General features: G+C 27.0%; 9 protein-coding genes and 1 CRISPR repeat array (1 of these 10 only partly in view). All 9 genes read left to right on the top strand.

Annotation, left to right across the window (positions count from 1 at the left end; genetic code table 11):
• Positions 1-1,561: 1,561 nt before the first annotated feature.
• A complete protein-coding gene (locus B4A23_RS05630; RefSeq protein ID WP_038330393.1) occupies positions 1,562-1,840 on the top strand; it encodes a helix-turn-helix domain-containing protein in 279 nt (92 codons plus the stop codon).
• A 351-nt stretch (positions 1,841-2,191) separates the two neighbouring features.
• Positions 2,192-3,079 carry a hypothetical protein gene (locus tag B4A23_RS05625; protein WP_291117877.1) on the top strand — a complete coding sequence of 296 codons (888 nt, stop codon included), beginning with the start codon at positions 2,192-2,194 and terminating at the stop codon, positions 3,077-3,079.
• A 110-nt stretch (positions 3,080-3,189) separates the two neighbouring features.
• Positions 3,190-4,017, top strand: coding sequence for a hypothetical protein (locus B4A23_RS05620; RefSeq protein WP_291117874.1), 828 nt, complete (start codon positions 3,190-3,192; stop codon positions 4,015-4,017).
• A gap of 203 nt (positions 4,018-4,220) precedes the next feature.
• The gene (locus B4A23_RS05615) at positions 4,221-5,072 is read left to right on the top strand and encodes a hypothetical protein (protein ID WP_291117871.1); all 852 of its coding nucleotides are present in this window, start codon (positions 4,221-4,223) and stop codon (positions 5,070-5,072) included.
• A 272-nt stretch (positions 5,073-5,344) separates the two neighbouring features.
• Entirely contained in the window at positions 5,345-6,007 is a 663-nt protein-coding gene (locus tag B4A23_RS05610; protein ID WP_291117868.1) for a hypothetical protein, read from the top strand.
• A 253-nt stretch (positions 6,008-6,260) separates the two neighbouring features.
• Positions 6,261-6,899, top strand: a complete 639-nt coding sequence (locus B4A23_RS05605) for a hypothetical protein (RefSeq protein ID WP_291117865.1) — start codon at positions 6,261-6,263, stop codon at positions 6,897-6,899.
• A 445-nt stretch (positions 6,900-7,344) separates the two neighbouring features.
• Positions 7,345-11,454, top strand: a complete 4,110-nt coding sequence (gene cas9, locus B4A23_RS05600; RefSeq protein WP_280046350.1) for a type II CRISPR RNA-guided endonuclease Cas9 — start codon at positions 7,345-7,347, stop codon at positions 11,452-11,454.
• 1 nt (position 11,455) lies between these two features.
• Positions 11,456-12,346 carry a type II CRISPR-associated endonuclease Cas1 gene (gene cas1 / locus B4A23_RS05595; RefSeq protein ID WP_180906565.1) on the top strand — a complete coding sequence of 297 codons (891 nt, stop codon included), beginning with the start codon at positions 11,456-11,458 and terminating at the stop codon, positions 12,344-12,346.
• A complete protein-coding gene (gene cas2, locus B4A23_RS05590; protein ID WP_019976220.1) occupies positions 12,343-12,681 on the top strand; it encodes a CRISPR-associated endonuclease Cas2 in 339 nt (112 codons plus the stop codon). The genes cas1 and cas2 overlap by 4 nt, the downstream gene beginning before the upstream one ends.
• A 105-nt stretch (positions 12,682-12,786) precedes the next feature.
• Positions 12,787-13,145: direct repeats of the CRISPR family, unit length 49 nt; unit sequence GTTGTAAATACTTTGATAAATATACCAAGATTTGAAATCAATTCACAAC (it continues 718 nt past the right edge of the window).

The raw sequence follows: 13,145 nt of genomic DNA, 5'->3' as shown, positions 1-13,145 counted from the left end.
AACTTTGTTTTTGGGAAAGGGGTTTTTTGTTATGTTTTATGTTATACGCTTAACGTTTTACGGATTATTATCAATTCTATCTTTAACCACAATAGAAACATAGGTTTTTTTAAAAGTTTGACGTTCTACGCTTAACGCTTTACGTTTTTATTCTTATTAATATTCAAATCCTTTTTTAACAACGAATTTTGTCATTCTGAGCTTGTCTCAGAATCGTATCCTTTATAAAACCCCCGATAGACAAGTTTTAAAAAATACATTAATAAATGAAAACTAATAATTAACACTAATTACTTTATGAAGATCATTTACTTTCTTCTTAGGGTGTCTTCGGGGGATAGAATGTGAGTCTATATTTTTTTACATTATACGTTTTTATCTTGTTGTCACATTGAGTGATTTTCGTTTCATAGAAAAAGAAAATAGTATCGAAATGTCTTTTCTTTATTTTCATTTTTTTCTTCTAACTTTTACCTTAATGCAAAAGTTACAAAACATCAAGTCTTTGATTTTCGACGGTCAAAATAAGTTTCAGTCATTGAATGTTTTAAATCATTTGCTCCGCAAACAGTAAAACATTTTAATCATGACTTTCAACTTTTTGACACTCACCTCCAAATCATATGACATTTTTATGATCCTTTTTCAATACTCAAATCCATTTATAACAACGAATTCCAAAATCGTCATTGCTGAAGAGTCGAGTGTCAATTCGACGTAATGAGCGTTAAAAATGATTTACTGTTCGCATTTTATATGCGAATGATTTAAATCATTTAGCGAATAGCCGTTATTGACCGACTTGTAAGCTCGGACTTGATTTTTTTTGATTCGTTTTTTTTATCAAGAAAAAAAATGAATAAATACTGTTCTTCATACTACTTTTTAAGTTACACCCAAAATTCCCCCTCCGACAAGTTTTAAAAAATACATTAATAAATGAAAACTAATAATTAACACTAATCACTTTATGAAGATCATTTACTTTTTTTTAGGGTGTCTTCGGGGGATAACTGTGTGAGTATTTGTTTATGTTATCTCTCTTTTCTTTTCTGTCTTTCTGAACTCGTTTCAGAATCCCATCCAATATGATATTCCAAAATATCTTTCTATCACTTTTCAATTCTAGTAGAATCGAATAACCATCTGCGCATTTCTATTTTAAGAAATACATATTTTTAGAGAGAGTATTTGACTTGATTTGTAGAGGAATAAAACCAAGTGTATTTATTGTATGAAGTTCTGTGCTATTTGTAATGGAAGAAATGACCAAAAAAAGGCGTGGAACTTACAAATCCGAATAGAGGTACTGCCATACCAGGAACGAATAAGTAAGCCCACGCCCTAAGACGTGAGCAAAGATACTTATTTTCCCGTTCCTATTGAAAATTGGCAGTTTTCTATTCAGGAAAAAATAAGACTAAGCTTATATATTTATTTTAATAAAATTCTCTGTATTAATTTTATACATTCAAAAGTACAAATTAAAATTGAATAGTACAATATATTGTACCATTATTTTATTCAAATAGTTACAATTTTATTTTTAACTAAGAATAAAATGACAGAAAAAGAGAAATTAGGTATTTATTTAACCTCTTTGAGAAAGGATATAAAAAGTTCAGATTATATTGATAGAAGTATATCACAACAAGAATTAGCTGATAAAACTAAAGGACTTTCTAAAAATACTTTATTATCGATTGAAAACGGAAGTGCTAATCCAACTCTAGATTCACTAATTATTTTAGCTAATGCTTTAAATCAAGATAAATTAAATATTTTTAATATATCAATAGATGTTAAGAAATATATTAAAGAGAATAATCTTGATTTTTAGTTTTTAAAAATATAAGACATTAAGTGATTAAAAACGTTTTGGTTAAAAACAAATAACTAAATTAGTAAGATTAACCAGTAGGCATGGTTAAAGTTAGTAATAGTACTCTGGAGTTAATTTATTAAGGTTAATTAACTCCAGAGTGTTTTTATTGTAAATACATCAGATTAATATAAATAATGGGTTCTATATAGAACCCTTTGTTTATTTATACAATAATGGTTATAAATTAGTTTTGTTTGTATATTTGTTATTTATACGAAATGTAAGATATAGATGTTTTTTTTATGATACGTGATATATTAATTTCGTGAAGTCACTGAATTAAAGCAATAATTATATTAATACTAAATGGTAACAATACATTTTCAGGAATTTATTAATCAACTTCATATATCTGAACCCAATTTTGAAATAAAAAATGCAGACTCTATTAATATTTTTTTTGAACAAAATGGAAATATTACAAAACATGAAATTCTAAAAAGGTTTAACAAAATACTTTCTGACAATTTTTTATTTTATCTAAGACCTTTAAATAACTTAACTTCGGAATGGGTTATTGATTTAGAGGAAATGAAAGATAATCTAAAAAGTTTGAAAGATCTTAATTATCTTAAGGGTAAGATAACGATAGAACCTGATATAATTTATAATAAAGTATGGAATGAGGTAGATGATACTCACTACATTGATAAAACTATTTTAAAATTTAAATTATTGAAAGAAGATATTAATCAAACTAAATTATATTCGGGGATTAAAGGGATTATGCCTGATGATATAAAAGCTTCAAGCGAAAGGTTTTTTAAAGATAATAACAAAAGTCAAATCACTGCTTTTTTAATGATGAAATTTGAAGATTCTAATATACAATCAAATATAGTAGAAGTAATAAAAAATATTTTTAATAAACATCATATAAAAGTATTAAGAGCAGACGATAAATGGTATTCGGATGATTTATTTACAAATATAAAAACATATTTACATTGTTGTAATTTTGGAATTGGATTGTTTGAAAGAGTAAGATCAGATTATTTTAATCCCAATGTATCATTGGAAATTGGTTATATGATGGCTATGGACAAACCTGTTTTACTTTTAAAAGATGATACGTTAAAATCTTTACATACTGATTTAGTCAGTAGACTTTATTACACTTTTGATTATCAAAATCCAGAAAAACATTTAGAATATGCAATAGAAAGATGGCTAAAGGATAAAGAAATAATATAACTATAGTTATGATTGGTTAATGTGTACAATTTTAAAATAATATATAACGAAGTTAAAGTCCTAGTGCTATTTTATAAATACTTAACTTAAAATAAAACTGAAGAACTAAAATGTTTTTTAAATCAAAACGATTAATAGAGAGATCGGAAGGTCAAAAGCTTTTAAATTTAATTCTAGAAGATAAAAACAAGTCATTAATTATTCATTATTCTTGTGAGTCGTTTGTGACTTCGCATGGAAGAACACCACGTATTACATCAATATGTTTAAGATATTTAGCTTCCTCGCAAACTAAATCATTTTCTATTCATTTACAGGCTCAATTTGAAAATAAGGATTTTAACAATTTAACAACTGAAGAGTATGATCTATTAGAAAAAAAAATGTTAGAAGAATTTTATAAATTTTCAAAATCTCATAAAGAATATAAGTGGATACACTGGAATATGAGAGATTCAAATTTTGGTTTTGATGCAATTGCCAACAGGTATAGGATTCTTGGTGGAGAATCATTTCAAATAGATGATGATAGAAGATATGATTTTCCTAGAATTTTAGGGAAACTTTATACATATGGTTATGAAGAAAATCAACCTTATGGAAGATTGTTAAATTTAGCAAATAGAAATAATATTTCTATTAAAGATGCATTAAAAGGAAAAGAAGAAGCTGAAGCATTTGATAATAAAGAATATTTGAAATTACATAAATCTTCATTAAAAAAAGTAGATATAATAGAAAGTATAATAGATCGTGCAGATAAAAATGAATTAAAAGTAAATACAACTGCAAAACAGATATATGGTTTATCGATCTCTGGTATAATTGAAATCGTAAAAAACAATTGGATTTTAATTTTAATATGGACAATTGTAGTTTATATCTTTGGGGCTGCAAGTGAACCATTAGTTCAAAATTTTTTTGGTACTTCTAATTAAAAAAAAACAAGAAAGACATACATACAATATTGGTAACTATTACTAAACAAAATATTATAGATAATAAAATAACTATATAATCTCGCTAAATGTTTTTAAGCAAGATTGTGTATTTTACACAACAAGGTATACAGTGCAGTTTTGTTTGTATATTTGGGTTTAATTTTACGAAACTAAAGCTATAGTAGTTTCGTGAAAAAACAATGTTAGGTGCAATTATGGAGAACAACCAAATAACAAATTTTCAAGAGCAAAAAATTAAAAAAATTATTTCTGAGATGGGAAGTATTTTTTATGACATACAATTTAGAAATGAATTTTATGACCGTTCTGAAAATGACTATGAAGATATTTTATACCAACTTGAAAATAATTTTATTGATTTAGCGAATAGAGCTTACAAGTTAAGTTCTGCATATTTAGAAAGTAAAAACTTACCTTCTTTCTTGAGTGATTTTAAAAACGAAATAAATAAATATTTTGCAAGTAGAAATGATACTTTAAGTAGTAAATATCATGATGAAAGTGGTGATAGTTATAGTGAATTTATTTCTTCGTTATGGAGTTACTTATCAGTATTTCCGGCTTTTAACGATAATGATGAAAGTCTTTTAAAAAGAAGTGGTTTAATTTATCTTGAAAATATCTTGGAAAGCTCTTCTGTGATTTTAGAAGAAAGAAAAATTAAACCCAAAAATGAAGCTGAAATTTCTAGAAATGTAAAATTTGTTACAAAATCTGTTTTTCCAAATTCACAGTATCCTAGTCAGCCATTTTTAAAAACAGCTAAATGTTATATTCCTGACATTTTAATACCGAGTCTAAATTGTGCTATAGAATATAAGTTAGCTCTAAATGAATCTAAACTAACTGATACTATCGACGAAATATTAATAGATGTGAAAGGTTATGAAAATAATCCTGACTATAAAATTTTTTATGCGGTCTTTTGCGTAAAATCTGGTATCTGTACTAGAAAAAGATTTTATGAAATTTGGGAAGAAAAAGGTTTTCCGCAGAATTGGAAAGGAATTTACGTAGAATCAAATATATAACTGCATATAACAAGGGTAACTATTGCGCAACTCTAATTTCAGGTACAAAAACACAAAATAGTATAAATAACAGCCTCTTTAAAAGCTATTTTAGAGAGGTTTTTTGTTTTTACGTGAAACCGTAGTTTGTTGTTAAATAGTTGTTGTAAGTTTGGAATAATATAACGGAATAATAGATATAGATGTTTTTACGAAACTAATCTATATTTTACTTTGCGAAAAAATAATGTTAATTGCAATTTCATACAAAAACACGTGAAAATTTAAATTATATGAACACACTTTATATTTTTCTAATCATTTTATTTTTTGTTTTATCAATTTTCTATTATTTGAAGTATCATAGAATTGTAAAGTTAAATTCTGATTCAAATTACAAAAATGAAAATCTAATACTTTCTAATAGAATTAATGATCTTTTAAAAAGAAACAAGGAATATGAGTCGACTGCAAAAAGTAACATTGAAGATTTGCAAAATAATATATCAATAAAAGAACAAGAAATACAAAACTTAAAAAAAGAATTAGATGCAAATATTACGAATTATAAAAATGAAATCTTAAATCTAAAAGAAAATTTTCTCATTGAAAAAGAAAAAGTATTTGATAAAGGAATAACAAAAGGAAAAGAACTTTCAAACTATAGAATAGAAATACATCCATATCAAGAAATAAAACAAGTAAAAAAAATACTCGGAAGTGAAGATGTTTTAAATATTGGCTACAAATATATAATGTTTATTAATGATACACCAACTGCATATTCACATATTGAAATTTTTGAAACGGTTTCGAAAAAGGAAATAGACGAAGAAAAAGTCAATAAACTCATATCACGAATTAGTGAAATTAGTAATTTAGTTCCGAACGGAAATGTAAAATTAGTTGGAAACATTGCTGAATTTGGAAAAAACTTACTGAATTTTAGAAAATAAAAACTACAACTAACATCGGTAACTGTTGTACAACTCCAATTTTAGGAGTAAAACACAAAATATTATAAATAACAACCTCTTTAGAAGTGATTTTAGAGAGGTTTTTTGTTTACACAATAAAGTATACAATGTAGTTTTGTTTGTATATTTGAGGTTGATTTTATGAATATAGATATAGGTGTTTTTTAATAAATGCATGCTATATTAGCTTATCGAAATAACAATATTGTGCGAAATTTTAAACCGAAATTACGTGAAAAAGTATTTTTACTTATTAATTCTTTTTAATATCAATTCATTTGCGCAAATGCAAACTGAATTTTACTTAGATGATGTCAAGAATGATATTGAATATTTGACTCTAAACTTTTGTGTAGATAATAGTGGTAAAACTAGCCTTGTCAAAGTACTGCCAGAAAAATCAATCTATCAAAATAAAGAAATTATAAGTCAAATTATAGAATATAGAAAAAATATAGAATATTACTCTGAAACAGATCTTAAGAACAATTGTTATGATCAAATTTTTACTTTTATTAATACTAATTTAAAAGATGCACATATAAATGAAACTGAATTCGATGAATTGAAAAAATTTAGAACTGGTAACTTTCAATATGGAGATTTAAATTATAAAGATGTCAATATTTACAGAACAGAAAATTTTCAAATAGAAGAATTTCAAGGTGAAGTCAGTAAATATAATATTGAGTGGGTGAAACCAAACTCTTATATTTTAACATATCTTGAAGTAAGTAAAGAAGAATATAAATATTTACTTGGTGAAAAAATAAATGTCGAAATTATAAAATTAATTGATGCCAATACCTATGTGTATAAAAGTAATTTACTTAATAGAACATTTATTATAGGTATAATGAAAAAAATATAAAGAAAACTCCGCACAATATATGTAACTGTTGCACAACCTCAATTTAGGTACAAAAACACAAAATAGTATAAATATTAACCTCTTTAGAAGAAATTTTAAGGAGGTTTTTTTGTGTTTACAAAATAAGAAAAATAAAAAAAAACCGAAGATAGTCGAGGCGAAAATTTTCTAAAAATATCTTTCATTATAAATAATTAAGATAAAAAATTTAAATCAATTTACGGTTTTCCGTAATTAATCTTATACTTTACTATTTATATTTGATGTAATTAGGAGTTAAATAAAAATCCCACGGAGTACGCAGGATATAAGTTTTTACTTCGGCTTAAAGCCTTATTGTGAATTGATTTCAAAGTCAAATATAAGGATTTTTATTAAATTACAATATAATTAAGAATAAAATAAAAAATTTTGAGATATCAAAAACCAAGAAATATAAATTACTATGAGAATATTAGGAATTGACGCTGGTACGAATAGCCTTGGCTGGTCCATTAGAGATACAGAAGTTATAAATAATCAAATCATAGATTTTGGGGTTCTTACTTTTGAAAAAGGAGTTGCTTCTGAAAAAGGAAATGAATTTCCTAAAGTTAAAAAAAGAACAGAGAGTAGAGGAAAAAGAAATAATTATCGAGCTGAAAAGTATAGGAAATGGGATTTATTATATTTTTTAATTGAAAATAATATGTGCCCACTTTCACATGAAGAGCTTAATAAATGGAAAAATTATAAAAAGGGAACAAAACGTAAATATCCACAAAATGATTTATTTTTAAATTGGTTACGATTTGATTTTGACGGCGATGGGAAACCTGATTTTCATTTGATAGGAAAAAATAAACATGATAGTTTATTTGCTTTTAGAGCTTTAGCTGTTGATCCTAATTTTCATTCTGTTTATAAAACTAATCCATATTTACTTGGAAGAATTTTCTATCAACTTGTACAAAGACGTGGTTTTAAAGGAAGAGATGAAGAAGAAGCAAAGACGATGTTGCAAGGTAGTGATAAAAATGGTACTAAAGGAAGAGATGATATTGCCGAATTTATCGAAAATCATAAAACGTTAGGAGCTGCTTTATATTATTATCAAAAAGAAACAGGTGAAAGAATTAGACAACGATACAATCTTAGAAAGGATTATGAAGCAGAATTAAAGCTTTTATGTCAGCTATATGATATTAATGATGAGGATTATCAAAAACTATGGAAAGCCATTATATGGCAACGACCTCTTCGTACGCAAAAAGGCTTAGTTGGTTATTGTATTTATGAAAAAAACAAAAAACGTGTACAGGTAAGCCATCCATTGTACGAGGAGTATAGAACATGGGCTTTTATCAATAATTTAAAAATTATTCCTCCTATTGGAGTTGATAAACAGACTTATATTCAAGAAAAAATTTATCCTTTATTTTTTAAGTCATCAAATGATTTTGAACTAAAAACTATTCTTAATCAACTTAAAAAAGACGGCGGTAAAATAGATTCAAAGTTTAAAGAAAAAACAAAAGTAATTTCTGCTAAGCTATTAAAGTCGTTTCAAGATATTTTTGGAGATAATTGGAAAGAGCTTTTGCATTGGGATAATATTAATGAAAGAGATAGTCAGCCATCTAAAAAACAGAATTCATCTTTTAATTATGATGAAATTTGGCACGTTCTTAAAACTTTTGATAGCCAAGAAAATTTAAAAGATTTTGCTTTGAACAAATTAAATCTTGATGATGAGAAAGCTGAGAAGTTTTCTAAAATCAAACTAAATCAAGGTTATGCAACAATGAGTTTGTCTGCAATTAAGAAAATACTTCCTTTTTTGCGAAAAGGTATTCCTTATCATTATGCCGTTTTCTTGGCAAATCTTTATAAAGTTTTGGGAATGGAAACTATTTCTGATAAGATGATCGATTATTTCATTGAGGAATTTAGAGAAGTTGAAAAAAGTAACGAACAAACAAGATTGTTAAATACAGTTGTCAATAGTTTGGTTTTAGATGAGTTAAACAGTAAATATCGTTATTCAATTGAAAATGACAGAGATTTAGACGATTCTGAAAAGAAAAATATTAATGCTAAACTAATTGAAATATTTGGAGAGAAAACTTGGCTTTTATTATCTGATGATGAAAAAACAGCATCTTATGATTATGTAGCCAAATATTACAAAGAGTTTTTGAGAAAATCAGTCCTGTCAAAGACTAATTTATTCATGGAGAATGAGAGAATTCATGATCAAATTTTCAATGTAATTGCTGAAAAATATGACATACCAGAGGATAAGAAGAAATTTTTATGGCATCCATCAGAACAAGAAAATTATACCCAAGCCGAAGAATATGATTATTTTACGCTAAATGGTAAACCTGTTTATATTAAACAAATTGATAGAGAGAATTTTATTAAAAATAATAAAGATGCTGAATTTCAAGGAAGAAGTTTAAAGTTATTAGGTAGTCCAGAACCTGTTACCAAAGGATTAAAAAACCCAATGGCTCTAAAAACAATGCACAAAATGAAGCAGCTTATCAATTTCCTTTTGCAAGAAGGTAAAATAGATGAGGACACTCGAATTGTGATTGAGATAGCAAGAGAACTTAACGATGCCAATAGAAGAAAAGCTATTGAAAAATGGAATAACGAGCGAGAAAAGGAAAATCTAAAGTTCAGTGAAACTATTATTGAAATAAATAAAGAATGCAACACCACTTTTAATCCAAGTGATAAAACGCTTCTTCGTAAAATAAGATTATGGGAAGAACAAAATAAAACTTGTCTTTACACAGGTAAATTGATTAAACTTTGTGATGTTTTAGATGGAAATAAATACGATTTAGAGCATACTATTCCTGCAAGTATAAGTTTTGATAATGAGTTACGAAATTTGACTTTAACTGATACGGAATTTAATAGAAATATAAAAAAGAAACAATATCCGTCACAACTTTATAATCATGTAGATATTTTGAATAATATCCAGTTTATGAAAGAAAAGATAGAGCATTTGGAAGATTTATATAAAGAATGGAAAAATAAAGCTTCGTATGCATCTACTAAGGAAATAAAGGATAATTGTATTCAGCGTTATCATTTCATAAAAATGGATTTAGATTATTGGAGTTACAAATACAATACATTTATTTTGGAAGAATATAAGTCAGGTTGGAAAAATAGCCAGTTGCGAGATACTCAAATTATTACAAAATATGCTCTGCCATATTTAAAAACCTTATTTAAAAGAGTGTCAGTAGAAAAAGCAAGTGTTGTAAATGTTTTTAAAGAAGTATATAATGTAAAATTATTAAGTGATAAAAAAAATCGTTCAACTCATAGTCATCACGCTGGTGATGCAAGTATTTTGACATTAATACCATCAGCATTTGATCGCGAAAGAATTCTTAAACTTTATAACGAAGAAAAAGACAATCATACGGGTAAAATTTATCACGAACAACCTAAAGATTGGAAAGATTTCTCCCCAAGTTATATTAAAGAAATCGAGAATGTTATATTAATTAACAATATAGTTGAAAATAGAACTACTGTTCCAACTTATAAAGTGGTACGCAAAAAAGGAAAAATCGTTTGGGAAGATAAATCACTTGATAAAAAACGAATTGCTCAAGGAGATACTATAAGGGGGCAATTACATGATGAATCTTTGTATGGAGCAATAAAATTACCATTAAGAAACGAAGAAAATAAAATTTTGTTTGATGATAATGGTAAAATGAAACTTACTGAAGAGCCAATTTTGGTTATTCGAAAAGATTTAGTTTATAAACAAAATGCAGATTCTCCAGGATTTAAAACGCTTGAAGAAGTTGAAAAGGTAATAGTCGATAAAGCTCTTTTTGAAATGATAAAAATGCAAGTGGAAGATGCTGTCGGATTTAAAGAAGCTTTAACAAAAGGTGTTTGGATGTTTGATAAGCAAGGAAACAAAGTAAATAAAATAAGAAGAATACGCTGTAAAGGTTTAATGAAATATAATACAGCATTGAAAGTGCATACGCATGCTTTTACTTCAAAATTCGATTATAAAAAAACAACATTAGCAAAAAGTGGAGAAAACGCACTTTGTTTATTTTATAAAAACGAAGATGGAAAAGCAATGGAGATATTAAGTATTTCTGATGTTGCTCAATTAAAATTTAAGAACGATCGTTCTTATTTTTTAGAACCAGAATACAATACAAAATCAATAGGAAAAGGAAAAAAATCAAAAGAAATACCGCTTTATGCTGTTTTACGTTCTGGGCAAAAAGTATTGTTTTATAAAGATAGTATTGAAGAACTAAAAGAATTAGATAATTCTGATTTAACAAAACGTTTATATAAAGTATATCAATTTGAAAGTGATGGTCGTATGAAGTTTAGAAATCATATGGCAGCAGGAATAGACACTGATTTAAAGAAAGAAAATAAGGAAGGGGCATCTTTTAACTTTGAGAATCCAAGTATCTTTTTAAGAATTAGACAAGGTGAATGGAATTTTGCAATTGACGGAGTTGATTTTGAAATGAAAATGGATGGCTCATTAAAATTTAAATAATATGCTAAAACGTACCATTTACATTGGCAATCCATCTTATTTGAAATTGAAAGACAATCAATTAAAAATAGAAGATGTGATAACCAAAGAAATCAAAGGCTCTGTACCTATTGAAGATTTGGGTTTTTTGGTATTGGATCATTATCAAATAACCATTAGTCATCAACTTATAGTGACATTACAACAAAATAATGTGGCAATTATTAGTTGCGACGATAGTCATATGCCTTTGGGATTGATGTTGCCAATGAATGGACATGTAGAGCATAGTGAGCGATTGAAACATCAGATTAATGTTTCGGAACCATTGCGCAAACAGTTGTGGAAACAAACGATTGAAGCTAAAATTTATCAACAGAAAGCATTGTTAAGTAAGTTTGGTTTTGTAGAGGAGCCAATGCAGAATTATTTAACGAATGTAAAATCGGGAGACTCTACGAATATGGAAGGAATTGCTGCGCAATATTATTGGAAACAATTATTTGACAATTTTACGAGAGAACGAGATGGTGATGCTCCTAATAATTTTCTGAATTTTGGATATGCTATTCTTCGAAGTATGGTTGCAAGAGCTTTAGTGAGTTCTGGATTAAATCCTACCATTGGTATTTTTCATCGTAATAAATACAATCCGTATTGCTTGGCTGATGATATAATGGAACCATATCGACCTTATGTTGATGAATTGGTATTAGAATGGATGAATAAGCCTTTTCGACCGACTGAAATGAGTAAAGATGCTAAAGCACATTTATTACAAATAGCAACAAAAGATGTGAAAATAGATGGTTTGAAAAGACCTTTGTTGGTAGCGATAAGCTCTACAACAAGTTCTTTGTATAAGTGTATGACAGGGGAGCAGCGTGTGATTCGTTTTCCTGAAATGACATGAGTTTTAGTCGTTATAATGCTTATCGTATTATGTGGGTTTTAGTTTTGTTTGATTTGCCAACAGAAACAAAAAAGCAAAGAAGTCAGGCAACTCGCTTTAGAAAAGAGTTGATTGACGATGGATTTACTATGTTTCAGTTTTCGATTTATTTGAGACATTGTCCAAGTAGAGAAAATGCTGAGGTACATATAAAACGAACCAAATCTAAATTACCTGAATTTGGGAAAGTAGGAATTATTTGTATTACAGATAAACAATTTGGACAAATGGAAATATTTTTCTCTAAAAAAGAAACCGATTTACCAACAGGTCCACAACAATTAGAATTGTTTTAGAAATAAAAAAATCCGATAGAAAACTCAACTTCTATCGGATTTTACTTTTTTTCTCATTTCTAAATTTCTTCTCAAACCCTTTATAATAATGGTTTGTTAAATGAGGTTGTAAATACTTTGATAAATATACCAAGATTTGAAATCAATTCACAACACTGAAGCGATATCAAATCAATTGTCACTAGTTGTAAATACTTTGATAAATATACCAAGATTTGAAATCAATTCACAACTTAAAAAGAGAATCTTTTCAATCTTTTAAAGTTGTAAATACTTTGATAAATATACCAAGATTTGAAATCAATTCACAACTGAAGCTGTTTTTGGATAAAACATGAAGAAGTTGTAAATACTTTGATAAATATACCAAGATTTGAAATCAATTCACAACCTGGAAAAATCAAAGAATGGGAGGACGCTCTGTTGTAAATACTTTGATAAATATACCAAGATTTGAAATCAAT

It is taken from the genome of Empedobacter sp. UBA7248 (assembly GCF_002472945.1).
Lineage (GTDB): Bacteria > Bacteroidota > Bacteroidia > Flavobacteriales > Weeksellaceae > Empedobacter > Empedobacter falsenii_C.
This window is presented reverse-complemented; position numbering and strand designations above follow the sequence as displayed.

Excerpts from the sequence above, each read along its gene's own strand:
- B4A23_RS05630 (WP_038330393.1), top strand. The coding sequence starts at position 1,562 with ATGACAGAAAAAGAGAAATTAGGTATTTATTTAACCTCTTTGAGAAAG.
- B4A23_RS05625 (WP_291117877.1), top strand. The coding sequence starts at position 2,192 with ATGGTAACAATACATTTTCAGGAATTTATTAATCAACTTCATATATCT.
- B4A23_RS05620 (WP_291117874.1), top strand. The coding sequence starts at position 3,190 with ATGTTTTTTAAATCAAAACGATTAATAGAGAGATCGGAAGGTCAAAAG.
- B4A23_RS05615 (WP_291117871.1), top strand. The coding sequence starts at position 4,221 with ATGTTAGGTGCAATTATGGAGAACAACCAAATAACAAATTTTCAAGAG.
- B4A23_RS05610 (WP_291117868.1), top strand. The coding sequence starts at position 5,345 with ATGAACACACTTTATATTTTTCTAATCATTTTATTTTTTGTTTTATCA.
- cas9 (WP_280046350.1), top strand. The coding sequence starts at position 7,345 with ATGAGAATATTAGGAATTGACGCTGGTACGAATAGCCTTGGCTGGTCC.
- cas1 (WP_180906565.1), top strand. The coding sequence starts at position 11,456 with ATGCTAAAACGTACCATTTACATTGGCAATCCATCTTATTTGAAATTG.
- cas2 (WP_019976220.1), top strand. The coding sequence starts at position 12,343 with ATGAGTTTTAGTCGTTATAATGCTTATCGTATTATGTGGGTTTTAGTT.